The sequence below is a fragment of the Streptomyces sp. NPDC034043 genome (assembly GCF_055575675.1).
Map to the genome: position 1 here is coordinate 264,438 of NZ_JBVISF010000009.1, position 24,650 is coordinate 289,087.

At 71.9% G+C, this 24,650-nt stretch carries 30 protein-coding genes; 8 read left to right on the top strand and 22 right to left on the bottom strand.

Annotated elements, in window-relative coordinates:
- Nucleotides 1-8: 8 nt before the first annotated feature.
- On the bottom strand, nt 9-365 hold the full coding sequence (locus ACZ51S_RS22790) for a winged helix-turn-helix transcriptional regulator (RefSeq protein ID WP_468889141.1): 357 nt from the start codon (nt 363-365) through the stop codon (nt 9-11).
- Nucleotides 366-438: 73 nt separating this feature from the next.
- On the opposite strand from ACZ51S_RS22790, the gene ACZ51S_RS22795 reads away from it, so the two are divergent.
- Nucleotides 439-1,098, top strand: a complete 660-nt coding sequence (locus tag ACZ51S_RS22795) for an NADPH-dependent F420 reductase (RefSeq protein WP_468480120.1) — start codon at nt 439-441, stop codon at nt 1,096-1,098.
- A gap of 103 nt (nt 1,099-1,201) precedes the next feature.
- Here the strand turns inward: ACZ51S_RS22795 and ACZ51S_RS22800 are convergent, their stop codons facing one another.
- The 5 genes from ACZ51S_RS22800 to ACZ51S_RS22820 all read right to left on the bottom strand — a co-directional run bounded on the left by ACZ51S_RS22800 (nt 1,202) and on the right by ACZ51S_RS22820 (nt 5,734).
- Complete coding sequence (locus tag ACZ51S_RS22800) at nt 1,202-2,536, bottom strand: dicarboxylate/amino acid:cation symporter (RefSeq protein ID WP_468803842.1); 1,335 nt, start codon at nt 2,534-2,536, stop codon at nt 1,202-1,204.
- A gap of 491 nt (nt 2,537-3,027) precedes the next feature.
- Nucleotides 3,028-3,294 (bottom strand): DUF4229 domain-containing protein, encoded by a 267-nt coding sequence (locus tag ACZ51S_RS22805; protein WP_388939574.1) that lies wholly within the window; start codon nt 3,292-3,294, stop codon nt 3,028-3,030.
- A 118-nt stretch (nt 3,295-3,412) separates the two neighbouring features.
- A complete protein-coding gene (locus ACZ51S_RS22810; protein ID WP_468961826.1) occupies nt 3,413-3,937 on the bottom strand; it encodes a GNAT family N-acetyltransferase in 525 nt (174 codons plus the stop codon).
- A 116-nt stretch (nt 3,938-4,053) separates the two neighbouring features.
- Nucleotides 4,054-5,217: an aminofutalosine synthase MqnE gene (gene mqnE / locus ACZ51S_RS22815; protein ID WP_468478518.1), complete on the bottom strand. Its 1,164-nt coding sequence runs from the start codon at nt 5,215-5,217 to the stop codon at nt 4,054-4,056.
- A 61-nt stretch (nt 5,218-5,278) separates the two neighbouring features.
- Nucleotides 5,279-5,734, bottom strand: coding sequence for an Lrp/AsnC family transcriptional regulator (locus tag ACZ51S_RS22820; protein WP_042811055.1), 456 nt, complete (start codon nt 5,732-5,734; stop codon nt 5,279-5,281).
- A gap of 121 nt (nt 5,735-5,855) precedes the next feature.
- Here ACZ51S_RS22820 and ACZ51S_RS22825 point away from each other — a divergent pair, with 121 nt between their 5' ends.
- Nucleotides 5,856-5,990 carry a hypothetical protein gene (locus tag ACZ51S_RS22825; protein ID WP_388939455.1) on the top strand — a complete coding sequence of 45 codons (135 nt, stop codon included), beginning with the start codon at nt 5,856-5,858 and terminating at the stop codon, nt 5,988-5,990.
- Here ACZ51S_RS22825 and ACZ51S_RS22830 read toward each other — a convergent pair.
- A complete protein-coding gene (locus ACZ51S_RS22830; RefSeq protein WP_468478517.1) occupies nt 5,987-6,658 on the bottom strand; it encodes a UbiX family flavin prenyltransferase in 672 nt (223 codons plus the stop codon). The genes ACZ51S_RS22825 and ACZ51S_RS22830 overlap by 4 nt on opposite strands.
- Before the next feature lie 88 nt (nt 6,659-6,746).
- On the opposite strand from ACZ51S_RS22830, the gene ACZ51S_RS22835 reads away from it, so the two are divergent.
- Nucleotides 6,747-7,367, top strand: coding sequence for a rhomboid family intramembrane serine protease (locus ACZ51S_RS22835; RefSeq protein ID WP_468961828.1), 621 nt, complete (start codon nt 6,747-6,749; stop codon nt 7,365-7,367).
- Here ACZ51S_RS22835 and ACZ51S_RS22840 read toward each other — a convergent pair.
- From ACZ51S_RS22840 to ACZ51S_RS22855, 4 genes are read right to left on the bottom strand one after another with little or no spacing between them, the layout of a single operon-like run.
- Complete coding sequence (locus ACZ51S_RS22840; protein WP_468803844.1) at nt 7,360-7,536, bottom strand: hypothetical protein; 177 nt, start codon at nt 7,534-7,536, stop codon at nt 7,360-7,362. The genes ACZ51S_RS22835 and ACZ51S_RS22840 overlap by 8 nt on opposite strands.
- 13 nt (nt 7,537-7,549) lie before the next feature.
- On the bottom strand, nt 7,550-8,476 hold the full coding sequence (mqnP, locus tag ACZ51S_RS22845) for a menaquinone biosynthesis prenyltransferase MqnP (RefSeq protein WP_468961862.1): 927 nt from the start codon (nt 8,474-8,476) through the stop codon (nt 7,550-7,552).
- Nucleotides 8,476-8,952, bottom strand: coding sequence for a hypothetical protein (locus ACZ51S_RS22850; protein WP_468478514.1), 477 nt, complete (start codon nt 8,950-8,952; stop codon nt 8,476-8,478). The genes mqnP and ACZ51S_RS22850 overlap by 1 nt, the downstream gene beginning before the upstream one ends.
- Complete coding sequence (locus tag ACZ51S_RS22855; RefSeq protein WP_468478513.1) at nt 8,949-10,406, bottom strand: menaquinone biosynthesis decarboxylase; 1,458 nt, start codon at nt 10,404-10,406, stop codon at nt 8,949-8,951. Before ACZ51S_RS22855 ends, ACZ51S_RS22850 begins: the two co-directional genes overlap by 4 nt.
- 90 nt (nt 10,407-10,496) lie before the next feature.
- Between ACZ51S_RS22855 and ACZ51S_RS22860 the strand changes: the two genes are divergently transcribed.
- Nucleotides 10,497-10,853, top strand: a complete 357-nt coding sequence (locus ACZ51S_RS22860; RefSeq protein WP_468478512.1) for a PLD nuclease N-terminal domain-containing protein — start codon at nt 10,497-10,499, stop codon at nt 10,851-10,853.
- A 10-nt stretch (nt 10,854-10,863) separates the two neighbouring features.
- Here the strand turns inward: ACZ51S_RS22860 and ACZ51S_RS22865 are convergent, their stop codons facing one another.
- Entirely contained in the window at nt 10,864-11,229 is a 366-nt protein-coding gene (locus tag ACZ51S_RS22865) for a cupin domain-containing protein (protein ID WP_388939468.1), read from the bottom strand.
- Between the two features lie 103 nt (nt 11,230-11,332).
- Here ACZ51S_RS22865 and ACZ51S_RS22870 point away from each other — a divergent pair, with 103 nt between their 5' ends.
- Nucleotides 11,333-11,809, top strand: a complete 477-nt coding sequence (locus ACZ51S_RS22870; protein WP_468961829.1) for a MarR family winged helix-turn-helix transcriptional regulator — start codon at nt 11,333-11,335, stop codon at nt 11,807-11,809.
- A gap of 60 nt (nt 11,810-11,869) precedes the next feature.
- Here ACZ51S_RS22870 and ACZ51S_RS22875 read toward each other — a convergent pair whose 3' ends face one another.
- From ACZ51S_RS22875 to hemL, 8 genes are all read right to left on the bottom strand, one after another.
- Nucleotides 11,870-12,373 (bottom strand): SRPBCC domain-containing protein, encoded by a 504-nt coding sequence (locus ACZ51S_RS22875; protein ID WP_468478511.1) that lies wholly within the window; start codon nt 12,371-12,373, stop codon nt 11,870-11,872.
- A gap of 25 nt (nt 12,374-12,398) precedes the next feature.
- Nucleotides 12,399-13,490, bottom strand: a complete 1,092-nt coding sequence (gene ccsB, locus ACZ51S_RS22880; protein WP_468478510.1) for a c-type cytochrome biogenesis protein CcsB — start codon at nt 13,488-13,490, stop codon at nt 12,399-12,401.
- Nucleotides 13,487-15,229, bottom strand: a complete 1,743-nt coding sequence (gene resB, locus ACZ51S_RS22885) for a cytochrome c biogenesis protein ResB (protein WP_468478509.1) — start codon at nt 15,227-15,229, stop codon at nt 13,487-13,489. The genes ccsB and resB overlap by 4 nt, the downstream gene beginning before the upstream one ends.
- Nucleotides 15,230-15,242: 13 nt before the next feature.
- On the bottom strand, nt 15,243-16,007 hold the full coding sequence (locus tag ACZ51S_RS22890) for a cytochrome c biogenesis CcdA family protein (RefSeq protein WP_388939578.1): 765 nt from the start codon (nt 16,005-16,007) through the stop codon (nt 15,243-15,245).
- Nucleotides 16,008-16,026: 19 nt separating this feature from the next.
- On the bottom strand, nt 16,027-16,671 hold the full coding sequence (locus ACZ51S_RS22895; RefSeq protein ID WP_388939478.1) for a TlpA family protein disulfide reductase: 645 nt from the start codon (nt 16,669-16,671) through the stop codon (nt 16,027-16,029).
- Between the two features lie 76 nt (nt 16,672-16,747).
- A complete protein-coding gene (locus tag ACZ51S_RS22900; RefSeq protein ID WP_468961832.1) occupies nt 16,748-17,995 on the bottom strand; it encodes a polysaccharide deacetylase family protein in 1,248 nt (415 codons plus the stop codon).
- Nucleotides 17,996-18,854: 859 nt separating this feature from the next.
- Nucleotides 18,855-19,529 (bottom strand): histidine phosphatase family protein, encoded by a 675-nt coding sequence (locus ACZ51S_RS22905; RefSeq protein WP_388939481.1) that lies wholly within the window; start codon nt 19,527-19,529, stop codon nt 18,855-18,857.
- Nucleotides 19,526-20,848, bottom strand: coding sequence for a glutamate-1-semialdehyde 2,1-aminomutase (gene hemL / locus ACZ51S_RS22910; protein ID WP_468478507.1), 1,323 nt, complete (start codon nt 20,846-20,848; stop codon nt 19,526-19,528). The genes ACZ51S_RS22905 and hemL overlap by 4 nt, the downstream gene beginning before the upstream one ends.
- A 334-nt stretch (nt 20,849-21,182) precedes the next feature.
- Between hemL and ACZ51S_RS22915 the strand changes: the two genes are divergently transcribed.
- Nucleotides 21,183-21,620 (top strand): hypothetical protein, encoded by a 438-nt coding sequence (locus tag ACZ51S_RS22915; RefSeq protein WP_007264729.1) that lies wholly within the window; start codon nt 21,183-21,185, stop codon nt 21,618-21,620.
- A 106-nt stretch (nt 21,621-21,726) separates the two neighbouring features.
- Here ACZ51S_RS22915 and ACZ51S_RS22920 read toward each other — a convergent pair whose 3' ends face one another.
- Nucleotides 21,727-22,329, bottom strand: a complete 603-nt coding sequence (locus ACZ51S_RS22920; protein ID WP_468478506.1) for a DUF2867 domain-containing protein — start codon at nt 22,327-22,329, stop codon at nt 21,727-21,729.
- Between the two features lie 95 nt (nt 22,330-22,424).
- Between ACZ51S_RS22920 and ACZ51S_RS22925 the strand changes: the two genes are divergently transcribed.
- Nucleotides 22,425-22,994, top strand: coding sequence for a TetR/AcrR family transcriptional regulator (locus ACZ51S_RS22925; protein ID WP_468961834.1), 570 nt, complete (start codon nt 22,425-22,427; stop codon nt 22,992-22,994).
- Nucleotides 22,995-23,071: 77 nt separating this feature from the next.
- On the opposite strand, the gene ACZ51S_RS22930 is transcribed toward ACZ51S_RS22925, so the two are convergent.
- On the bottom strand, nt 23,072-23,971 hold the full coding sequence (locus ACZ51S_RS22930; RefSeq protein WP_468478524.1) for an NADP-dependent oxidoreductase: 900 nt from the start codon (nt 23,969-23,971) through the stop codon (nt 23,072-23,074).
- A 232-nt stretch (nt 23,972-24,203) separates the two neighbouring features.
- Between ACZ51S_RS22930 and ACZ51S_RS22935 the strand changes: the two genes are divergently transcribed.
- Nucleotides 24,204-24,620 carry a winged helix-turn-helix transcriptional regulator gene (locus ACZ51S_RS22935; protein WP_468478504.1) on the top strand — a complete coding sequence of 139 codons (417 nt, stop codon included), beginning with the start codon at nt 24,204-24,206 and terminating at the stop codon, nt 24,618-24,620.
- Nucleotides 24,621-24,650: the final 30 nt, after the last annotated feature.

Consider the following 24,650-nt stretch of genomic DNA (forward strand, 5'->3'; position numbering starts at 1 on the left):
TCCGGGGGTCAGTCGGGGTCCGTGGCGGGGTGCTGGGCGGCCATGACCTCGTCGCCGTAGGCGAACCCCCAGGCGCCGACCGCTTCGATGGGCGCCAGCAGGGTGCGGCCCAGGTCGGTGAGCCGGTACTCGACCCGTGAGCCGGCGTCGGGGCGCACCCGCCGGTCGACCAGTCCGTTGGACTGCAGCCGCCGCAGGGTCTCGGTGAGGACCTTGGAGCTGATGCCCCCGATCCGCTCCCGCAGGTCGCCGTGCCGGCTCGGGCCGTCGCGCAGTCCCCAGATCACCACGGCGTTCCAGGTGTTGGAGAGCAGGTCGAAGCCGAGGCGGGCGCGGCAGTCGGCGAGGAAGGCTTCGGTCGTCACGTACCGAATGGTGCCCGAACGGCCTTCTAGCGTCGATGCGAACGGTCCGAACAGGCACGAAGGGCAACACGTGATGAGAATCGGCGTACTGGGCACGGGCAACATGGCCGACGCGCTCGCCACCCACTGGGTGCGGGCCGGGCACGAGGTGGTCATCGGGGGACGGGACGCGCACAAGGCGGAGCGGCTCGCGGCGCGCATCGGGGGCGGAGCGCGGTCCGCGGACCTGCGTACGGCGGCCGGGTCCGGTCGGGTGGTGCTGGCCGCGCTGCCCTTCGGGGCGGGGGCCGAGGTGGTGCGGGAGCTGAGCGGGGTCCTGGAGGGGAAGGTGCTGCTGGACTGCTCCAACCCGATCGGGGCGGGTTTCCGGCTGCTGACCGGGGAGGGCCCCTCGGCCGCGCGGCGACTGGCCGCGGCGGCTCCGGGGGCCCACGTGGTCAAGGCCTTCAACCTCTGCCACGAGGACGTGTGGCGGATGCGGCCGCCCGTCTTCGGCACGCGGCCGCTGGCCGTACCGGTCTGCGGGGACGACGAGGCGGCCCTCGCGCTCGTACACGGGCTGGTGCGGGACGTGGGCTGTGAACCGGTGTCCGGCGGCGGTCTCGACCGGGCGGGGCTCCTGGAGGCGACGGCCGCGCTGTTCATCGGTCTGTGGGTGGGCGAGGGAGCGGACGCGCAGGCGATAGCGCCACCGCTGGCGTTCGCGACCGGCCCCGGCGGCCGGGAAGCGTAAGGCGGCACGGTCCCCCGGCCGCGGCATGCGCGGGGGCGCCCCGGATCTCGATGATCCGGGGCGCCCCCGCCCGTTCGGCGTGCGTCGCGCCTCGTGCGCCGGCTCAGGCGGCGACGGGCACCGGGGCCGCGGCGGAGGCGGCGGCCGGCTCGTCCAGCGGGGAGGACGAGGCGGAGGCGTAGGCCTCCTTGTCGAGGATCCCCTCGCGGGCGGAGACGATCACCGGGACGACGGCCTGGCCGGCCACGTTGGTGGCCGTGCGCATCATGTCCAGGATCGGGTCGATCGCCATCAGCAGGCCGACGCCGGCCAGCGGCAGGCCGAGCGTGGAGAGGGTCAGCGTCAGCATCACGGTCGCGCCGGTCAGACCGGCGGTGGCGGCGGAGCCGACCACCGAGACGAAGGCGATGAGCAGGTACTCCTTGATGCCGAGCTGCACGTCGAAGATGTTCGCGATGAAGATCGCGGCGAGTGCCGGGTAGATCGCGGCGCAGCCGTCCATCTTGGTGGTGGCGCCGAACGGGACGGCGAAGGAGGCGTACTCCTTCGGGACGCCGAGGCGCTCGGTGACCTTCTGGGTGACCGGCATGGTGCCGACGGAGGAGCGGGAGACGAAGGCCAGCTGGATCGCGGGCCAGGCGCCCTTGAAGAACTGGACCGGGTTGACCTTGGCGACGGTCGCGAGGAGCAGCGGGTACACGCCGAACATGACGAGCGCCGAGCCGATGTAGATGTCGGCGGTGAAGGTGGCGTACTTGCCGATGAGGTCCCAGCCGTAGCTGGCGATGGCGGTGCCGATGAGGCCGACGGTGCCGACGGGGGCGAGGCGGATGACCCACCACAGGGCCTTCTGGAGGAGCTCCAGGACGGACTCGGCGAGGTTCAGCACGGGCTGGGCCTTGCTGCCGAGCTGGAGGGCGGCGATACCGGCGACGGCGGCCAGGAAGACGATCTGGAGGACGTTCAGCTCGGTGAAGGGCGTGACGATGTCCTTCGGCACGATGCCGGTCAGGAAGTCGATCCAGGAGCCGTGCCGCTTGGGCTCCTTGCCGTCGGCCGGGGTGAGGCCGGTGCCGGCGCCCGGGTTGGTCAGCAGGCCTATCGCGAGGCCGATGCCGACCGAGATCAGCGAGGTGATCATGAACCAGAGCAGGGTGCGGGAGGCGAGCCGCGCGGCGTTGTTCACCTTCCGGAGGTTGGTGATGGACACCAGGATGGCGAAGAAGACGAGCGGGGCGACGGCCAGCTTGAGGAGCTGGATGAAGATGTCGCCGACCTGCTCCAGCGTGGTCTTCAGCCAGCCGACGTCCTGGCTGCGGGCGAGCCAGCCGAAGAGGACGCCGAGCACGAGGCCGGTGACGATCTGGGCCCAGAAGGGGAACTTGAAGGACGTGGAGGGGGCCTTGGCGGGAGCCTGGGCCTGGGGGGACGCGGACACGACACTCTCCGGGGGACGCACGGACGTACGGCGGAAGGTTTCTGCAAGGGGTGCGGTACGGCGGCAGCCGGAAAAGGGGCCGGGCCGGCCGGGGACCGCTGCTGGCGGAGCCTCAGCGGCAACAGCAACAGGCCGCGGACACGCGGCGGCAGAAGTCGACGTGCAGGCGCGCCACGAGCAGGACGCTCTGGCTCATCGGGTGCGCGGCTGCGGTCAACATGGTGAACACGCTAACACCCCTGCTTTGAGAATCTCAAAGAGATGCTTTGAGAACTGATCGTGCGGCAGTGGGCCCGCCGGGGAGCGCCGGACCCCGGGAACGACGAAGCCCCAGCGTGGCGGGGGGAGTTCCCGGCGCTGGGGCGCATCGGCGGACGGAAGACCGCGGCGCGGCTGTGACGAAGCCAACCGGCTCCGCGCCGGCCCGGCGTCAGCTCAGCTCAGCTCAGTTCAGCTCAGCTCAGTTCAGCTCGGACTCCGCCGAGCTCGGCTCACGCGCGTGCGGCGTCGTCGGCCGCGTCCTCCTGGCTGCGGTTCGCGGCGAGCTTCTGCTTCGCATCCGCGACGCGGCCGGAGATCTGCGCGGACATCTCGTCGCGCTGCTTGCGCAGCAGGACGAAGGAGAGCGGGGCGGAGATCACCAGGGCGAGCAGCACGACCCAGGCGAAGTTGGCGTCGCCCAGACCGGCGGGCACCCAGCCCAGGTTGACCAGGACGGCCACGATCACCAGGCACCCGACGAAGATGCCCAGGCGCATCGCGGTGTAGCGGATCGTCGCGCTCGGCTTGAGGGCCACGGTGACCCCTCCCTCTCTTCTACGTCGGCACGTGCCCGTCCAGTGAAGCACGCCGGGGCCCGGCTGCGGCCCGGTGGGGTCAGTGCAAGGGCAGCAGCATCGTGATGTCGTCGCGGTCGTCGCCGGGGGCCACGCGGATGGCGCCGGGCACCCGGCCGACCTCCTTGTAGCCGCAGGCCGCGTAGAAGTGCTCCAGGCCCACCCCGCCGCGGCACTCCAGGCGGATGGCCTCGATCCCCTCCAGCGAGCGCGCCGCGTCCGCGAGGGCGGCCATCAGCTCCCGTCCCGCGCCCCGGCCCTGGAGGGCGGGGGCGACCATCACCGTGAAAGCCCAGACCCAGTGCTTCCGCAACGGGTGCGCCTCGAAGGCGAGGAACGCGACGGCCTGGACCGCCCCCTCGGCGTCCTGCCCGACCAGCAGCCGGTGACGGCCCTCGGCCAGCGCGACGAGGTGCTTGACCAGCGCGGGCCGGATGTCGTCGACGGTGACGGGCGGGACGAAGCCGACCGCGCCGTCGGCGTTGGTGACCTCGGTCCACAGCTGCGCGACGCCTTCGCGCAGGGCGGGGTCCACGACCGGATCGAAGGTGAAGGTAAGGGTCATTGATGCAGAATATCTATTACCGAAGGCGGTGGGCAACGGGTTTCCGGAGGCCTCCGGACGCGCGGGAGCCCCGGTCCGGTGGGGACCGGGGCTCCCGTCGGCGCGGCGTCGCTCGGTCAGACGCGCATCGCCTGCGGGGACTCGCGCAGGGAGGCGTCCGGGCCGGGGTACTCGCGGATGATCTCGTAGCGCGTGTTGCGCTCGACCGGGCGGAAGCCCGCCTCGCGGATGAGCTCCAGGAGGTCGTCGCGGCCCAGCTTGTTCGGGGTGCCGTAGTTGTCCGCGTCGTGCGTGATCTTGTACTCGACGACCGAGCCGTCCATGTCGTCCGCGCCGTGCTGGAGCGCGAGCTGGGCGGTCTGGACGCCGTGCATCACCCAGAAGACCTTCACGTGCGGCACGTTGTCGAACAGGAGGCGCGAGACCGCGAAGGTCTTCAGGGCCTCGGCGCCCGTGGCCATCGTGGTGCGCGCCTGGAGCCGGTTGCGGACCTTGCCGTCCTTCATGTCCACGAAGTCGTGCTGGTAGCGCAGCGGGATGAAGACCTGGAAGCCGCCGGTCTCGTCCTGGAGCTCGCGCAGCCGCAGCACGTGGTCCACCCGGTGGCGCGGCTCCTCGATGTGCCCGTAGAGCATGGTGCTCGGGGTCTTGAGGCCCTTCGCGTGCGCCAGGCGGTGGATGCGCGACCAGTCCTCCCAGTGGGTGTCGTGGTCGACGATGTGCTGGCGGACCTCCCAGTCGAAGATCTCCGCGCCGCCGCCGGTGAGCGATTCGAGACCGGCCTCGATCAGCTCGTCGAGGATCTCGGAGGCCGTGAGGCCGGAGATCTTCTCGAAGTGGTGGATCTCGGTGGCCGTGAACGCCTTCAGCGAGACGTTCGGCAGCGCCTCCTTGAGGGCGGACAGGGAGCGCGGGTAGTACCGCCACGGGAGGGTGGGGTGCAGGCCGTTGACGATGTGCAGCTCGGTGAGGTTCTCGTTCTCCATGGCCTTGGCCAGGCGGACGGCCTCCTCGATGCGCATCGTGTACGCGTCCTTCTCGCCCGGCTTGCGCTGGAACGAGCAGTACGCGCAGGAGGCGGTGCACACGTTCGTCATGTTGAGGTGGCGGTTGACGTTGAAGTGGACCACGTCGCCGTTCTTGCGCGTGCGCACCTCGTGGGCGAGACCGCCCAGCCAGGCCAGGTCGTCCGATGCGTAGAGGGCGATGCCGTCCTCACGCGTCAGCCGCTCGCCGGAGCGGACCTTCTCCTCCAGCTCGCGCTTGAGCCCCGCGTCCATGCCGGTGTCTCCTCTACCTGTCCCTGTCCAGACCTGTCTGCAACCGCCACCCACCGTACTCTCAGGCGTCCTCGGGCAGCTCGCCGACCCGGTTCTCCCACTTGGTGGAGAGCACGATGGTGGTGCGGGTGCGCGAGACGCCCTTGGTGCCGGAGAGCTTGCGGATGATCTTCTCCAGGCCGTCGACGTCGCTGGCGCGGACCTTGAGCATGAAGGAGTCGTCGCCGGCGATGAACCAGCAGTCCTCGATCTCCGCGAGGTCGCGCAGCCGGCGCGCCACGTCCTCGTGGTCGGCGGCGTCGGAGAGGGAGATGCCGATCAGCGCGGTGACGCCGAGGCCGAGCTCGGCGGCGGCCACCGTCGCGCGGTAGCCGGTGATGACGCCGGCCGTCTCCAGCCGGTTGATGCGGTCGGTGACGCTGGGGCCGGAGAGGCCCACGAGACGGCCCAGCTCCGCGTACGAGGCACGACCGTTCTCACGGAGTGCCTGGATGAGCTGCCTGTCCACCGTGTCCATTACGTGGAGCCTTCCATTATTCGGCGATCCTGCAAGTTTAGGTATAGAATCAAAGGCACACAGGGTCAACACCCTGTGAATCTTTCAACAGATCAATGACGATCTTCAGGAGTGGTTCACCGTGTACACGATCGAGGCGGCCTACGCGCACATGCGACAGCTCCAGGAGCTGGCCAACCGATCCCGCACCGACCAGCCCGCCGCCGCCCACCGCGTGGACCGGACCCGCAAGCCGCGCACCCAGAAGAAGCGCTAGTCACGGGGGCGGGCGCTGCCAAGCTCCCCCTCCCAACGGCGGTACAGCCGGTGCGGCACCCCTGCGGCGTCGAGCACCCGCCCCGCGACGAAGTCCACCAGGTCCTGGATGTGCGTCGCGCCCGCGTAGAACGCCGGAGAGGCGGGCAGCACGACCGCGCCCGCTTCGTCCAGCGCCACCAGATGCCTCAGCGTCTGTCCGTTCAGCGGGGTCTCCCGCACCGCGACCACCAGCCTGCGCCGCTCCTTGAGCGTCACGCTCGCGACGCGTTGGAGCAGGTCCTTCGACAGCCCGAGCGCCACGCCCGCCACGCAGGCGGTGGACGCCGGGACGATCAGCATCCCCTTGACGGGGTACGAACCCGAACTCGGCCCGGCCGCCAGGTCCCCGGCACCCCAGTACCGCACCCCGTCGAGGTCGAACCCAGCGAAGGTCCCCGGCTTGCCGTCGGCGCCGCGCCCCAGCCACTCCTCCAGGTCCGCGCGCCAGTGCGCGTCGCGGAACGCGATCCCGGTCTCGTCCAGCAGGGTGAGCCGCGAGGCCCGGCTGACCACCAGGTCCACACTCTCGCCCGCCGCCAGCAGCCCCCGGACCACCGCCGCCGCGTACGGCGTCCCGGACGCCCCGGAAACCCCGACCACCCACGGGGTGCGCTTGCCGTCAGTCATACCTCCGAGACTATCCGGCCACGGCGCGGCGGCACTCGGTAAGGTGTCCGCACGTCCCAGGGGGTGGGACAGCACGAGGGGGAACACCATGAGCGCGACGACGACGACGACGGCCGAGCCGGCCCGGAGCCGGACGGACCGTGCGAAGGCCGCCGCCAAGCTGATGCTGGGCTGGGTGGCCCTGCTGTGGCTGATCGAGGTCGTCGACCACGCCATGGGCCACGCGCTGGACGCGTACGGGATCGTCGGCCGCGACCCGGACAGCCTCACCGGTGTGCTCACCGGGTCCTTCCTGCACTTCGGCTTCGACCACGTGGCCTCCAACAGCGTCCCCCTGCTGGTCCTCGGCTTCGTGGCCGCCCTGTCCGGGATCCGGCGCTTCCTGGCGGTGTGCGCGCTGATCGTCCTGGTGGACGGCATCGGCACCTGGCTGATCGCCCCGTCGGACGGCATGACCCTGGGTGCCTCGGGCGTCGTCTACGGACTCTTCGGCTACGTGGTGGTGCGCGGGTTCGTCGAGCGGAAGGTGCTCGGCGCCCTGGTGGGCGTGGCCGTCGCCGCGTACTGGGGCGGCGGGTTCTTCCTCGGCCTGCTGCCGCTGGACCCGACCATCAGCTGGCAGGGCCACCTGTGCGGGCTGGTGGGCGGGGTCCTGACGGCGCTGTACTTCCGCCGTCCGGCGCCCCGGCGGGCGGCCCTGCTCAGCTGACGGCCGAACCGGGGTCCACGGGCAGGCCCGAGGTGTCGACGGTCAGCTTGCCGATCCCGGTCTCCACCGCGACCTCGTCCCCGTACGGGATCACGTCCCGGCCGCGGTAGCCGTCGGGGCCCGGGTTCCACAGGGTGAAGCGGTGCGCCTTGTAGGGGTCGAAGATCAAGGCCGCACGGTGACTAGACCGTCAGACCCCGCACCGCCAGATCCGCCAGCGCGCACACGAAAAGGGCGATTCCGATGAAGCCGTTGACCGTGAAGAACGCCCGGTTCAGGCGGGACAGGTCGTGCGGCTTGACGATGGTGTGTTCGTAGAGGAACGCCGCCACGACCACCAGCAGGCCGCACCAGAACAGCGCGCCCGCCTCCGTCATCACGCCGTACCAGGCCAGCAGGCCGGTGGTGACGACGTGCGCGCCGCGGGCCCCCCACAGGGCCGCCGGGACGCCGAAGCGGGCCGGGACAGAGCGGACGCCCTCCGCGCGGTCGGCCGCCACGTCCTGGCAGGCGAAGATCAGGTCGAAGCCGCCGATCCACACGCCCACGGCCAGGCCCAGGACGACCGCCTCCCAGGACCACTCCCCCGTGACCGCCAGCCAGGCCCCGACCGGGCCCATCGCCTGGGCCAGGCCCAGGATGGCGTGCGGGAAGTCCGTGAAGCGCTTGCCGTACGGGTAGACCACCATCGGGACGACGGCGACCGGCGCCAGCATCAGGCACAGCGGGTTCAGCAGGGCGGCGGCGCCGAGGAAGACCACCAGCGCGATCCCCGCGCCGGTCCAGGCGGAGCGCACCGAGACCGCGCCGGTGACGAGCTCGCGCCCGGCGGTGCGCGGGTTACGGGCGTCGATCTCCCGGTCGATGATCCGGTTGGCGGCCATCGCGAAGGTCCGCAGGCCCACCATGCAGACGGTGACGAGCAGCAGCTCGGTCCAGTGCATGCGCCCGTCGAGCCGGTACATGGCCGTCAGCGCGGCGATGTAGGCGAAGGGCAGCGCGAAGACCGAGTGCTCGATCATCACCAGGCGCAGGAAGGCCTTGACCTTGCCGGTGGCCTGCGGCGCGGGGCCGGAGCCGGGTCCCACGACGTCGTCGGCGGTGGTCATCATGCGAGGCTCCCGCGGAACGCTTCGAGGCCGGCCAGCAACTCCGCCGCCGGGAGCGCGCCCAGCTCCAGGGTCCGCTCCGCGGCGCCCTCTTCCGGCGGGGTGACGTGGGCGGTGACCACCCAGGCCCCGCCGGACGGGCGGCCGTCGAGGCGCAGGAAGTTCCCGGCCTCCACCGTGAACGGCTCACCGGCCGCCAGGGCGTGCTGGAGCCGCTCGGCGAAGTCGTCCGCCTCCACGTCCCGCGCGCCGGGCAGTTCGAAGCCGCCGCCCTCGTCGTCCCCGTCGAAGTCCCCGTCGAACATGACGGCCCAGGTGTCGCCGGCGCCCGCGAACTCCTCGGGGCTCACGCCCGCCTCCCGGGCGGCGATGACCACACCGGGCTGCGTCGGGTCGATCTCGGGGCGCGCCAGGGCCACGTACGCCGCCTCGGTGCCGAGGAAGAGCTCCGGGCCTTCCACTGCGATCGGGCTCACAGTCCGTACTCCTTCCAGCGCCGGTCCACGAGGGCGGCGGTCGCCGGGTCGGACTCGACCATGTCGGGCCAGCCGCCGTCGCGGGTGTAGCCCTCCTCCGGCAGCTTCTTGGTCGCGTCGATGCCCGCCTTGCCGCCCCAGAACTGCTGGTACGAGGCGTGGTCCAGGTGGTCCACCGGTCCCTCGACCACGGTCAGGTCGCGGGAGTAGTCGGTGTTGCCGAGGGCCCGCCAGGAGACCTCGTGCAGGTCGTGGACGTCGCAGTCCTTGTCGACCACGATGATCAGCTTGGTCAGCGACATCATGTGCGCGCCCCAGATGGCGTGCATGACCTTCTGCGCGTGCTTGGGGTACTTCTTGTCGATCGAGACGATCGCGCAGTTGTGGAAGCCGCCCGACTCGGGGAGGTGGTAGTCCACGATGTCCGGCACGATGATCTTGAGGAGGGGCAGGAAGAAGCGTTCCGTCGCGCGGCCCAGCGGGCCGTCCTCCGTCGGGGGGCGGCCGACCACGATCGACTGGAGCAGCGGACGCTTGCGCATCGTCACACAGTCGATCTTCAGCGCGGGGAAGGGCTCCTGCGGGGTGTAGAAGCCGGTGTGGTCGCCGAAGGGGCCCTCGGGGAGCATCTCCCCCGGCTCCAGCCAGCCCTCGATGACGACCTCGGCGTTGGCCGGGACCTGGAGCGGGACCGTCTTGCAGTCGACCATCTCGATCCGCTTGCCCGCGACGAACCCGGCGAAGAGGTACTCGTCGATGTCGCCCGGCAGCGGCGCGGTGGAGGCGTAGGTGACGGCGGGCGGGCAGCCGAAGGCGATCGCGACCGGCAGCCGCTCGCCGCGCGCGGCGGCGACGGCGTAGTGGTTGCGGCTGTCCTTGTGGATCTGCCAGTGCATGCCGATGGTGCGCTTGTCGTGGCGCTGGAGGCGGTAGAGGCCGAGGTTGCGGACGCCGGTCTCGGGGTGCTTCGTGTGGGTGAGGCCCAGGTTGAAGAAGGAGCCGCCGTCCTTGGGCCAGGTGAAGAGGGCCGGGAGCTGGTCGAGGTCGACGTCGTCGCCGGTGAGGACGACCTCCTGGACGGGCGCGGAGTCGCCCTTCACCTTCTTCGGCGGCACGTGGACCATCGAGCCGAGCTTGCCGAAGGCCTCGCGGACGCCGATGAAGCCCTGCGGCAGTTCGGGCTTGAGCAGGCCGCCGATCTTCTCGCTGATCTCGCCGTAGGACTTCAGGCCGAGGGCCTTCAGCAGGCGGCGGTCGGTGCCGAAGACGTTCATGGCCAGCGGCATCGCCGAGCCCTTGACGTTCTCGAAGAGGAGCGCCGGGCCCCCCGCCTTGTTCACTCTGTCGACGATCTCCCCGATTTCCAGATACGGGTCGACTTCGGCCTTGATGCGCTTGAGGTCGCCCTCCCGCTCCAGAGCCCGGAGCAGCGAGCGGAGATCGTCGTAAGCCATGGGGCCCAGTATCCGCCACCAACTACGCTGGGAGTGTCACCGGGGCCCTGTGAGGCCCTGCCGCCACTGCCTGGGAGTCGGTCCCACACCGTGCTGCGCTATCTGCCGTTCCTGCTGATCCTGGCGCTGACCATCTACGCCTTCATCGACTGCCTGAACACCCCGGAGGAGGAGGTCAAGCACCTGCCGAAGACGATCTGGGTGCTGATCATCCTGCTGTTCTCGATCGTCGGCCCGGTGGTGTGGCTCTTCGCGGGCCGTCAGCGCTCCGCCGTCGGCGGTGGTGGCGGCGGCCGGGCGCGCCGGCAGCAGTGGGTGGCGCCCGACGACAACCCGGAGTTCCTGAAGTCCCTGCGCGAGGAGCAGGAACGGAACAAGAAGACGGACGGGAACGACCAGGGCGACGCCGAGGGCGACCAGGGCAAGGGCGGGCCGGGCAAGGAGTAGCGCGTACGGGTCACTGCGCCCAGGGCAGGACCCGGGTGCCCTCGGTGCCGGGCACCGAGGCGACGCCGTCCGCGCGCATGACCACGTACGCCTCGAAGGTCTCGGGGGCGTGGATCCGGCGCGGGACGTCCGGCGGCAGGACGAGCGTCTGGCCGGCGGACACCTTCTCGGTACGGCCGTCGCAGGTGACCTCCAGGGAGCCGGCGGTGAGCTGCCAGACCTGTTCGCGGCTGACGGAGTGCTCGGGGCCGGTGGATCCGGCGGGCATGTCCACGTGCCAGGTGGAGAGTTCGCGGCTGCCGCGGCTGGGGGCGGCGAGGCCCGTCATGGTGGCGTTGGGCGAGGCGGTGACGTTCTCGGGGGAAACGCTGATCACGTGCAAGGCGGGTCCTCTTCTTCGGGTTGGGGTGCGCGGCGACTCGCATGAGTAAAGCTTCTTTACTCAAGTGAGTCAAGGGGCTTTACTCGCCTGTGCCACCATGGTCCGCGTGACTTCCCACGAAGAGACCTCCGGCGTCGAGCTGACCTTCCTCCTCGGGATCGGCTTCCAGCTGATGCTCGGCGAGTTCACCCGGCGCCTCGCCGACGCGGGCTACGCCGACCTGCGCCCCCTGCACGGCATGGCCTTCCAGGCCCTCAAGGGCCCCGGCGCCACCGCCAGCGAGCTGGCCGAGCGGCTCGGGGTGACCAAACAGGCCGCCGGGCAGATCGTCGACGACCTGGAGAAGCGCGGCTACGTCCGGCGCGAGCCGCACCCCGGCGGCGGGCGCCGCAAGCTGGTCGTCCTGACCCCGGCCGCGGTCGAGCACCTCGCCACCGCCGGACGCGTCCTGCACGCGCTGGAGGCGGAGCTGGCCGAGCGGGCCGACCTCGGCGTGCTGCGCGGGGAGCTGGCGCACGTCATCCGCGCCCTGCACGGAGGCGAGGGCCTGCCGCCGCTGCGGCCGGTGTGGTGAGTGAGGGAGGGACGGGGGCTGCCGTGAGGGACGGGCCGCTGCTGTGAGGGACGAGCGCGCCTACGTCCGGGAGAAGGACGCGTAGGAGGCGCGCAGCTCCGACCGGCGGGCGTCCGTCCAGGCCGCCCAGTCGGTCGGGTGCCCGGCCATCGCGGCCTCCAGCCGCTCGAAGTGGTCGTGCCAGCCGGCCAGGCAGTCCAGGCGCTCCTCCTCGGAGCCGGCGCGCTCGTTCAGGAAGCGGATCACCGTCGAGTCGGTGCCCACCGCCTCCAGGTGGAAGCGGATCCGCCCCTGCCCCGAGAGCGTGTATTCGGCGACCCGCTCCGTGTCCCAGGCCGTGACCTGCCCGGACGCGGTGGTGCCGGTGTTCGGCCAGCGCAGCGTGACGGCACCGCCGAGACGGCGTTCCAGCACCTCCGCCGCCGCCAGCCAGCCGAGCAGCCCCTCGGCCGTGGTCAGGGCGGGCCACAGGGCCTCGTACCCGTACGGCAGGTGCATCTCGAAGCGGATGGTCCAGCGGCCGGGGCCGCGCGGCTCGCTGGTGGCATGGCTCACAGGAGACATACCACCAGCGTCCCACTCCGCGGGGTCAGACGCCCGCGTACGAGTGCTTGCCGCTGAGCAGGATGTTCACGCCGTAGTAGTTCCAGATCCAGCAGGCGAAGGCGAAGAGCGCCAGGTAGGCGGCCTTGCGGCCCTTCCAGCCCGCCGTGGCCCGCGCGTGCAGGTAGCAGGCGTACGCCACCCAGGTGACGAACGACCAGACCTCCTTGGGGTCCCAGCCCCAGTAGCGGCCCCACGCGTCGCCCGCCCAGATGGCGCCCGCGACGATGGTGAAGGTCCACAGCGGGAAGACCGCCGCGTTGATCCGGTAGGAGAACTTGTCGAGGGAGGCCGCCGAGGGCAGCCGCTCCAGCACCGAGGTGCGGAACCGGCCCGGGGTGCGGCCGGCCTCCAGGTGGCTCTCGTAGCTGTCGCGGAACAGGTAGAGCACCGCGCCCGCCGCGCCGATGTAGAAGACGGCGCCGCAGAAGATGGCGGTGGAGACGTGGATCCACAGCCAGTACGAGTGCAGGGCCGGGACCAGCTGGTCGCTCTCGGTGTAGAGCCAGGTGGTGGCGATGCCCAGGTCCAGCAGGACCGTCGTGACCAGGATCAGCCCGAGCCAGCGGACGTTCTTCTTCAGCGCCAGCAGCAGCAGGTACGCGCCGACCGCGACCGTGGAGAAGGTCACCGAGAACTCGTACATGTTGCCCCAGGGGGCCCGCTGCACCGACAGCGCGCGGGCGACCACGCCCGCCGCCTCGATGAGGAAGCCGAGCACGGTCAGCGAGACCGCGATCCGCCCGTACAGGTCGCCCTGCTCGGTGCCGCCCGCCGCGCCGGGACCGTCCGGGACGTCCCGGGTGCCCGACGCGGAGCGGGTGACCACCTCCGGCTTGTCGAGGACGGCCGTGCCCCCGCCCTTGGTGCGCACCTGGACGGCGGGAGCCGCGCCGGCCGCCGCCTTCTGCGCCGTCAGCGCGGCGGCCGTACGGCCCACCTTGCTGCGGCTGCCGAAGACCCACTCGGTGATGTGCGCGAGGAAGGCGAGCGTGTAGACCGCCATCGACGCGTAGACCAGCTTGTTGCTGAGATCGGCGAGGCTCTCGTTCGCCGCCGCCGCGAGCAGCGTCGTCATGCGCGCTCCCCCTCTTCTTCCTCTGTGGTCAGTGCTTGCGCCGGACTCGGCGCCCGTTCGTACAGGGCGGCGCAGAGCACCGACAGCTCCTCCGGCAGCTTCGCCGACTCGCTGCGGCCCAGACCCGCCAGCTCCACGACGGTCAGGCCGTCCTCGCCCCGGACCGCGCGGACCCAGATCCGGCGGCGCTGGATGAACAGGGACGCGGCGAGACCGCCGATGGCGATGACCGCGCCCGCGAGGGCCAGCCCGTTGCCGGGCTGCTGGGTGACCGAGAAGGTGGCCCAGCGCTCGATGCCCTCGAACTTCACGGTGCCCGCGCCGTCGGGCAGCGTCATCGTCTCGCCCGGCAGCAGCCGCTGCTTGAAGAGCTCGCCCTCGGGGTTCTTGAACTCCTGCATCTTGGAGGTGTTCAGCTGGTACACGTTCTGCGGCAGGCCCGCGTCCACGCCCAGGCTGCCGTGGTAGGCGCTGAGGGCGAGGACGGGGAAGTCCAGGGCCGGGAACTGCGAGAGCATCGTGCCCTTGCCCTCGCCCGCGAAGGTCGGCACGAACATGGCGTTGAAGCCGAGCTGCTCCTTCTTGCCGTTCTTGTCGCGGTAGCCGTCCGGGACCTTGACCGCGCCCGAGGAGCTCAGGTTGGCGTCGAAGGGCAGCATCGGCACGGCGTCCTTGTAGACCACCTTGCCGGTGGGATCGGCCACCGAGATGACCGGCGCGTAGCCGTGGCCCAGCAGGAAGACCTTGGAACCGTCGATCTCCAGCGGCTTGTTGACCTCGATCTCGGCCTTCTTCGGCTCCCCGTGCGCGCCCTCGCTGTAGGTGACGTACGCCTTGAAGTCGCGCGGGGTGCCCTTCTGCGGGCCGGTCTTCTCGTAGCTCGCGTCGAACCTGTCGAGGGTGAACGAGAACGGCGGCAGGTCGTCGGAGGAGAAGAGGCTGCCGGACTTGAAGTCGTCGTACTGGGTGAGCGTGTTCGCGAAGCCCTTGCCGCGCAGGACGAGCTTGCCGCCCTCGGACTTGAAGAGCTGGCCCGCCGCGAAGGCGACGAGCAGCACGATCAGGGCGATGTGGAAGGCCAGATTCCCGGCCTCGCGCAGATAACCCTTCTCGGCGGCGACGGCGTCACCGGCCGACTCCGTGCGGAAGCGCCGCTTGCCGAGCAGGTTCCTCGCCTGGGAGAGCACCTCCTCGGGGGAGGCCTCCGTACGCCACGTCGCGTACGCCGGCAGCCGCTTCAGGCGGCGCGGCGCGCCCGGCGGACGGCCGGTGAGCTGGCCGACGAACTGCCAGGTGCGCGGGATGATGCAGCCGATCAGCGACAGGAACAGCAGGATGTAGATCGCGGAGAACCACACCGAGCTGTAGACGTCGAAGAGCTGGAGCTTCTCGGCGGCCGGCACCCAGAACGCGTGGTCCTTCTTCCACTGGGCGACCTTCATCGGGTCGACCTGCGTCTGGGGGACCAGGGAACCGGGGATGGAGCCGAGGGAGAGCAGGAACAGCAGGATCAGCGCCACCCGCATGGAGGTGAGCTGGCGCCAGAACCAGCGGGCCCAGCCGATCACCCCGATGCCGACGGGGCCGGCGGCGCCGTCCTCGACGGGGGCGGTGGAGAGCTGCGCTCCGGCGGCGGCGTCGGTGACGGCGTCGGAGTCCGCCCGGGAGGCGGGGTCCGCGCCCGCCCGGGCGGCGGGGTCGTGCGGCGCCTCGGCGGGCGCCTTGTCGGTCGTACTCATGTCCGTGTAGTCCTCAGATCCCCACCGTGAAACCGTCGGTCCAGCTCTGCATCTCGTTCACGATGCCGGCCCACATCCCCGTGACGAGCAGCAGGCCGGTCAGGATCAGCATGGCGCCGCCGATCCGCATCACCCATGCATAGTGCTTCTTCACCCAGCCGAAAGCACCGAGCGCCTTGCGGAAGGCGAGCGCGGCGAGGATGAAGGGCAGGCCGAGCCCGAGGCAGTAGACGGCCGTCAGGAGGGCGCCGCGCCCGGCGGTGGCCTGGTCGATGGAGAGCGTCTGGACGGCGGCGAGGGTGGGACCCATGCACGGCGTCCAGCCGACGCCGAAGAGCACGCCCAGCACGGGCGCGCCGATCAGACCGGCCGTCGGCTTCTTGTGGAAGCGGAACTCCCGCATGGTCAGGCCCGGGATCGCCCCCATGAAGAAGAGGCCGAGGAGGATCACCAGGCCGCCCATGACGCGGGTGATGATCTCCTTGTTCTCGCCCTGGAAGACGTCGCCGAACTGGCCGAAGAGCGCGCCGGTCGAGATGAAGACGGCGGAGAAGCCGAGGACGAACAGGCTCGCGCCCGCCAGCATCCGTCCGCGCCGGGCCTCGGCGAGGTCGGCACCGCTCACGCCGGTCACGTAGGAGAGGTAGCCGGGGACCAGCGGGAGCACGCACGGGGAGAAGAAGGAGACCAGCCCGGCGAGCAGCGCGATCGGCAGGGCCAGCAGCAGCGCGCCGTTGAGGACCGTGGTGTTCACGCCGGTCGCCCCGGCGGCCAGCAGGAGGTGCGGGGTCACGAGGTCACTGCTCCGCGAGGAGCGGGTCGATCATCGAGCGCAGCTGCTCCTCGTTGACCGCGACGAGGGTGCGGGCGGCGATCTTGCCCTGCTTGTCGAGGACGATCGTGGAGGGAATGGACTGCGCGTTCAGCGTGCCCTTGGGGAAGCGGAGCATCAGCTTGCCGTCCGGGTCGTAGAGGCTCGGGTAGGTGATCCCGAAGTTCTCCTCGAAGGCGGCGGCGTTCTGCTTGGTGTTGTCGCGGGTGTTGATGCCGACGAAGGCGACGTCCTTGCCGCCCTCGGCCATCTCCTTGGAGACCTTCGCGAAGTACGGGGCCTCGGCGCGGCAGGGCGGGCACCAGGAGCCCCAGACGTTGAGGACGACGACCTTGCCCTTGAGGGTGGTGGTGTCGAGCGTCTTGCTGTCGACGGTCTCCCCGTCGAGCTTCGGGGCGTCGACGCGGTCGGCCTTGGCGACGGTGGAGATGCCGCTGGGGCCGGTGACGTAGTTGCCGCCGGCGGAACCGGCCGGCTTGCCGCCGCTGCCGGAATCGCCGCACGCGGACAGGGTCAGGGCACTCGCGACGGTGATCGCGGTCAGCAGGACGGCGCGGCCGCTGGCAGAGCGGCGGTTACTTCGACGGACACGCGCGCGGCTAAGGCTCATGTGAAAAGTTTCGCATGACCGATTTGCGGATCTTCCGCACCCCCCGACGGGGTGTTAAGGCCCTGGTCAGGCCCGCTCAGGCGGCGGAGAACAGCCCGCGCCAGCCGCCGGAGGGGGACTGCCCCGGCCCGAGGGTGCGCAGTGCGGCCAGCACCTGGGGGTCCTGGACGTCCAGCCAGTCGGTGAACTGCCGGAAGGATACGAGGCGTACGTCCTTTTTGTCCGCCATGGCCTTGAGGGCCTCCTCGACGGCGTCCATGTAGATCCCGCCGTTCCACTCCTCGAAGTGGTTCCCGATGAAGAGGGGGGCGCGGTTGGTCTCGTACGCCCGCCGGAAACCGCCGAGGTAGGTGGCGGTGGCCTGGGCGCGCCAGTTCGGGTAGTTGCCCGGCATTCCCCTCGTACTGTTCCGCGACTGGTTGGCGAGGATGTTGTAGTCCATGGACAGCACCTCGAAGGAGTGCCCCGGGAAGGGCAGCGACTGCAGCGGCAGGTCCCAGACGCCCCCCTTCTTCACCGGCCAGCGCTGGAGGCCGCCGGGCGAGCTGGAGTCGTAGCGCCAGCCGAGGTCCCGGGCGGTGGGGAGCAGCGCGTCCTGCCCGAGGAGGCAGGGGGTGCGGGCGCCGGTGAGCTCCTTGCGGTAGTCGAAGGGCAGCGGTTCGAGGTCGGCGAAGCCGGTGTTGGTCCGCCAGCGGGTGACGAAGGAGACCGCCTGGTCGATCTCGGCGCGCCAGTCCTCGGGGGTCCAGTGGGCGACGGAGCCGGGGCCGGAGCAGAAGTGGCCGTTGAAGTGGGTGCCGATCTCATGGCCGTCGAGCCAGGCCTGGCGGACGTGGCGCAGGGTGTTGCGGACGTTCTCGTCCTTGAGGTAGCCGATGTCGGAGGCGCCGACGGGGTTGTTCGGGGGGCGGTAGAGGTCCCGCTTCGACTCGGGGAGGAGGTAGAGGCCGGAGAGGAAGAACGTCATGGCCGCGCCGTGGTCCTTGGCGAGCTTGAGGAAGCGCGGGAAGAGGCCGTTGCCGATCTCGCCGGCGCCGTCCCAGCTGAACACGACGAACTGCGGCGGCGTCTCGCCGGGCTGGAGCGGCACGGGCGGGGGCGGCTGGTGCGGCTGCGGACCGGCGTCGGCGGTGGAGCCGTCGCCGATGGGCTTGCCGCCGGGGGCTCCGCCGGAGGCCATGGGGCCCTGCACGGCGGGGCCGTGGCCGGCGCCGCAGCCGGCGAGGGTGAACGGAGAGGCGGCGGCGGCCGCGACGGTGGCGGCGACGGCGCCGAGCCCGAGGCCGAGCGCGGTCCGCCTGCTGGCGTCGGGTACATCGCTCATGAAATGTCATATAAACGGACATCCCAGGGCTACCGGTGCCCCGACACGGGGGACGGCCCGAAACCACCTCAACGGTGACCGGGGCGGGGGGCTGCGCGTGAGCGGCGCCCTGCGGGGCCGTCCCCTCCCCACCCTTCCACCGTTCCCCGGGGCTCCGCCCCGGACCCCGCACGCGCGCTGCCCGCCGGGCGACGAGGACCGGCGCGGGGGCGGAGCCCCCGGACGGGCTCGATCCCTTACGGGCGCTGCGCACCCGACGGCGAAGCCAGGCCGGCCCGCGTCCGGGACGGGGTTCGGGGCGCAGCCCCGAAGGGTTCGGGGCGCAGCCCCGAAGGGTTCGGGGCGCAGCCCCGAAGGGTTCGGGGCGCAACCCCGGGCGGGGTTCGGGGCGCAACCCCGGGCGGGGTTCGGGGCGCAACCCCGGGCGGGGTTCGGGGCGCAGCCCCGCGGGGTTCGGGGCACAGCCCCGAGGGGGCCGGGGCGCAGCCCCGGACGGGGTTCGGGGCACAGCCCCGAGGGGGCCGGGGCGCAGCCCCGGACGGGGTTCGGGGCACAGCCCCGAGGGGGTCGGGGCGCAGCCCCGGACGGGGTTCGGGGCACAGCCCCGGGGAACGGGCGAAGGGTGGGTAGGGGATCCGCCCCGCGCAGCGGCGCCCCGGCGACCCGAGCCCCCGGGCGCGGGGGCCGGGGCCGAGCCCCGAGGACGGGACCGGGGCGCAGCCCCGAGGCAGTCCGGGGCACAGCCCGGGGGGCGGTTCGGGGCGCAGCCCCGAGGGGGTCGGGGCACAGCCCCGGGGAACGGGCGAAGGGTGGGGAGGGGAGCCGCTCCGCGCAGCGGCGCCCCCACCCCCCGGAGGGGTCAGGCGCCGAAGGCCTTCGACTTGCCCTTCACCGGCTTCGCCCCCGCGAGGAGATGCGCCGGGACCAGGTCGCGCGCCGGCTCGCTGTAGCCCACCGACACCAGCTTGTCGCCCTGGTACGTGAACGACGTCAGCGAGGCGAGCGTGCACTGCCGCCGCCGCGGGTCGTGCCACAGCCGGCGCCGTTCCGCGAAGCTCCGTACGATCCAGATCGGCAGCTGGTGGCTGACCGCCACCGCCTCGTGCCCGCGCGCCGCGTCCCGCGCCGACTCGATCGCGCTCATCATCCGTACGACCTGCTCGACGTACGGCTCGCCCCACGACGGCTTGAACGGGTTCGTCAGGTGCTTCCAGTTGCCCGGCCTGCGCAGCGCGCCGTCGCCGACGCCGAAGGTCTTGCCCTCGAAGACGTTGCCCGCCTCGATCAGCCGGCCGTCGGTGCTCAGCTCCAGGCCGTGCACCTTCGCGATCGGCGCGGCCGTCTCCTGTGCCCGCTCCAGCGGCGAGGCCACCACGTAGGTGACGTCCCGCTCCTGGAGGTGCTCGGCGACCCGGTCGGCCATCCGCCGGCCCAGTTCGGAGAGGTGGTAGCCGGCCCGGCGTCCGTACAGAACGCCCTCCGGGTTCTCCACCTCGCCGTGCCGCACCACGTGGACGACGGTGATGTCGCTCATGCCGTCGCCTCCGCGGCGGCCCGCGCGGCGGCCGGCAGCGCGGCCGCGATCCGCTCGACCGCCCGCTCGTCGTGGGCCGTGGACACGAACCACGACTCGAACGCCGACGGCGGCAGGTAGACGCCCTGCGCCAGCATCGAGTGGAAGAACGCGTTGAAGCGGAACCCTTCCTGCTTCTTCGCGTCGTCGTAGTCGCGGACCGGGTCCGCGGTGAAGAACACCGAGAACATGTTGGACGCGGTCTGCAGCCGGTGCACCACGCCCTCCTTGCTCAGCGCCGCCGTCACCAGGTCCTGGATCTCCTTCGAGACCGCGTCGACCTTGTCGTACGCCGCCTCGTCCAGCAGCCGCAGCTGCGCGAGGCCGGCGGCGGTGGCGATCGGGTTACCGGAGAGCGTGCCCGCCTGGTAGACCGGGCCGGCCGGGGCCAGGTGGCCCATGACGTCGGCGCGGCCGCCGAACGCCGCCGCCGGGAAGCCGCCGCCCATGACCTTGCCGAAGGTCATCAGGTCGGGCTTGACCCCGTCCACCCCGTACCAGCCGGCGCGGGAGGTACGGAATCCGGTCATTACCTCGTCGGAGACGTACAGCGCGCCGTTCTCGCGGCACAGGTCGGCGAGGCCCTGGTTGAAGCCCTCGCCCGGGGTGACGACGCCCATGTTGCCGGGCGCTGCCTCCGTGATCACGCAGGCGATCTCGCCCGGGTGCGCGGCGAAGGCCGCCCGGACCGCGTCGAGGTCGTTGTAGGGGAGCACGATCGTGTCGCCGGCCTGCGCGCCCGTGACACCGGGGGTGTCGGGCAGCGCGAAGGTGGCCAGGCCGGAACCGGCGGCGGCCAGCAGCGCGTCGACGTGTCCGTGGTAGCAGCCGGCGAACTTGACGACCTTGGCGCGACCGGTGAAGCCGCGGGCCAGCCGGATCGCCGACATGGTCGCCTCGGTGCCGGAGGACACCAGGCGCACCTGCTCGACGGGCTCGATGCGGGCGACGATCTCCTCGGCGAGGGCGACCTCGCCCTCGCCGGGCGTGCCGAAGGAGGTGCCGCGGGCGACCGCCGCCTGCACCGCCTCGATCACCTCGGGGTGGGAGTGGCCGAGGATCATCGGCCCCCACGAGCAGACCAGGTCGACGTACTCGCGCCCGTCGGCGTCGGTCAGGTAGGGACCGGTACCGGACACCATGAACCGGGGCGTACCGCCCACGGCACGGAAGGCGCGTACGGGAGAGTTCACGCCGCCGGGGGTCACGAGGGACGCGCGCTCGAAGAGCGTCTGCGAAACTGGGGCTTCATACGGGTACGGGTAGCTCACACCAGCCATGGTCTCAGAGGCCGCGACAGACTTGCGGAGGGGCGTTTCACCGCGCCGCCGCGGGGGAGGTCACTGCCATGATGATCAGGCTGCGTGGCGGTGGCCGCGGGGCCGGGGCAGGCAATACGTGTCGGGTGGAGATATGCAACGCGGTGGTGGACCGGGCGAGGGTACGGACGGCCTGGACCCGCAGCGCGCCCGTGAGGCCCGCCGACGCGGCAAGCACCGGCGGCGTGCGGCCGAGGCCGATCCCGTACCGGGGCCGGTTCCGGCCCGGGCGCCGGGCGGCGAGGACGACACGGATGACCTGGACGACACCGGCGGCCTGCTCAAGGGCCGCGGCATGGGAGTGACGTACAAGTACTTCGGCGCGCCCGACGGCGCCACGGCCGCGCGGGTGCCGCAGACGATGCGGCCGGAGGAGCTGGGCGGCGACGAGCTCGGCATGGGCGGCATGTTCACCAAGATCAAGCCGGAGACGATGGCCGCGATGGTCCTCACCGGCATCGAGGGCATACCCCTGCACAAGGTGCCCCCGCTGGAACTGGTCGTCCTGCACCCCGACTACGCGGTGGTCAAGCTGCCCATGACGGTGGTGGACCCGCTGCGCGGGGTGGGCGAGGAGTCGGTGGGCGCGGCCGCCTTCATCTGGTCGACGGTCCCCGACCGGGGCGGCCCGCGCGACGCCTTCAACGTCTACCAGCTGCTGCACGAGTGGCAGGACTTCTCCCACCGCCTCCACGAGAACGGCCACCAGGCGTACTGCCTCGTCTGGCCCTGACGGGTCTCCCCCACAGCACCCGGTAGCCCCTGACTACGGCCCTGGCTACGGCCCTGGCTACGGCCCTGACGGCCCGGCGTCCGGCGCCGGGCCGGGGCGCGGGCGGTCAGGCCGCGTCGCGCGCGGCGGCGTCCTCCTGCCACCTGCGGCCGATGGCCTTGATCATCGCCGGGTAGACCCCCGTGTACCGGAAGGGCTTGATGGCGGCCATGTACGCGGCGCCGAAGAAGCCGTTGGGCTTGACCAGGACGGCCATCTGACCCCGGTGGCCGCCGAGGCCGTCCGGGACCCAGCCGATGTGCATCAGACCGTGCACGGTCTTGTTGCCCATCTCGGCGACCCACTCGTCGTGCGTCTGGTAGACGGAGGAGAAGGGGAGGGTGGACAGGTCCGGCCCGCGCGGGCCCTCGGCGAGGTCCGCCGGCAGCCGCTCGCGCAGCGACCGCACCCGCCCGCCGACGCCGTCGCCGGGCTCGTCCCAGCCGAGCAGCGCCCCGAGCTTCCAGCGGATGGCGAAGAGGGCCCGGTAGACGGGGGAGGAGATGCCGGAGGTCTCGTTCCCGCCGCTCGCGAACTGGGCGACCAGCTTCGCCAGGTCGTCGGGGCCGCCCGGTGTCGGCAGTGCCCACACGTCCTCGAGCTGGAAGTCGCCCGCGATCTCGTGGATCCGCCAGGGGCGGGAGGCATGGGCGGTCCTGGGGAGTTTCATGAGTGTGCCCCTCATCTATACGATGCCGTACAGATGGAGGCTAGGCCTGTTATACGGGGCCGTATAGATCAACGCCACGTGACGGGAGACACACCATGGCCACCGCCCGCACACCCCGCGGCACGTGGATCGAGGAAGGCCTGCGCGCCCTCGCCGCCGGCGGCCCGGACGCCGTACGGATCGAGGCGCTCGCGCAGGCGCTCGGAGTCAGCAAGGGCGGCTTCTACGGGTACTTCCGCAACCGGGACGCGCTGCTGGAGGAGATGCTCGACACCTGGGAGCACGAGGTCGCGGACGCGGTGATCCAGCACATCGAGAGCGGGGGCGGTGACGCGCGGGCCAAGCTGGACCGGCTGTTCACCTTCGTCGCGGAGTCGGCCGACGGCCCGGTCCGGGGCACGGCCGTCGACCTGGCCGTCCGCGACTGGGCCCGGCGCGACCCGGCCGTCGCGGCGCGGCTGCGCCGGGTCGACAACCGGCGGATGGACTACCTGCGCGCCCTGTTCGGCTCGTTCTGCCCCGACCCGGACGACGTCGAGGTGCGCTGCCTGATGGTGTTCTCGCTGCGGATCGGCGGCCGGTTCATCGCCGTCGACCACGGCGGCCGCAGCCACGCCGAGATGATGGACCTGACCCGCCGCTGGCTCCTCCGCCCCCCGGCCTGACGGCCCGCCCGGGGCCGCGTCGGGCGGGCCCGGGGCGGGCGGGTCCGGGGCGGGGCCGCGGCGGGCGGGCCGGGGCCTCAGGCGGTGGTCAGGATCAGGCGGCCGCGGGTGCCCGGGGTGGCGAGGGCCGCATGGGCCCTGGCGGCTTCCGAGAGGGGGTAGGTCTCCGCCACGCGGAGCGTCAGCGCGCCCGCGTCGACCAGGGCGGACAGGCGGCCCAGCAGGGCGCCGTCGGGGGCGACCTCCTGCTCCTCCACCCGGATCCCCCGCTCCGCGGCCGGCGCCGCGCCGGGGATCAGGCCGACGTACGCACCGCCGTCGCGGACGAAGCCCAGCGCCTCCGCGCCCATCACCGCCGTGTCCAGGACCCCGTCCACCGGCCCGGCCGGCGCCGACCCGCGCGCCACGAACTCCGCCGCGCCCAGGGCGCGTACGAACTCCTCGTCCCCCGCGCCCGCCAGCGCCGTCACCACCAGCCCGGCCCGCGCGGCGAGCTGCACCGCGAGGCCGCCGACCACCCCGGCCGCACCGGTGACCAGGACCGAATCGCCCGGGGCCAGCCCCAGCAGGTCCACCGCGCGGGCGGCCGTCAGCCCGCTCAGCGGCAGCGCCGCCGCGGCCGCGTCGTCCACCGACTCCGGGGCCGCCGCCACCGCCGAGGCGTCGAGCACCACGTACTCCGCGTGCGTGCCGAGCGGCTTCACCGGGCCGTAGTGCAGCCCGACCACCCGGCGCCCCCGCGCCCAGACGTCCACGCCGGGCCCGACCTCGTCGATCTCGCCCGCCACGTCCCAGCCGAGCCCGAGCCGCTGTCCGGCCCCGCCGAAGACGCCCGCGCGGACGGCCCCGTCGACCGGGTTCAGCCCGGCGGCGCGGACCCGGATCCGGACCTGTCCCGCCGCCGGCCGCGGCACCGCCACCTCGGCCAGCTCCACCCGCTCCGGCCCGCCGAAGGCGCTGACCACCACGGCCCGCATGGTCTGGGCCCCGGCGTCGGCCTGGGCCTGGGCCTGCGTCTGCGTCTGCGTCTGGGTCTGGGTCTGGGTCAGGGTCAGGTTCCGCTGCTCGCTCATGACTGTCTCCCCGTGGGTCACGTCGGTCTCTTCCGGCCCGTTCGGCCGTTCCGATGACCACTAACTTATGGAGAGGTACTCTCTTTTCGTAAGTACGTACTCGGGAGTGCGTACCCGACCCGGAAGTGGGCAACCCATGGCCACCCGCACCGCCGCCGCCCTCCGCGAAGAGGCCCGCGTCGCCTATGACGCCTTCGTCAAGGAGTGCCCCACCACACAGCTCCTGGCCCGCATCAGCGACAAGTGGGTCGGCCTCATCGTCAGCGCCCTCGGCGAGGCCGAGCAGGGCTCCATGCGCTACAGCGAACTCGGCCGCAAGATCCCCGGCGTCAGCCAGAAGATGCTGACCCAGACCCTCCGCTCCCTCGAGCGCGACGGCATCGTCACCCGCACCGTCACCGCGACCGTCCCCGTCCGCGTCGACTACCGCCTCACCGAACTCGGCGGCAGCCTCGGCTGCCTCCTCTCCTCCGTCAAGCAGTGGGCCGAGAACCACTTCGACGAGGTCAGCACCCACCGCGAGGCCTACGACCAGGCCGCCGCCACCAGCTGACCGCCGTCACTAATTCGGCCGCGCCGCGGC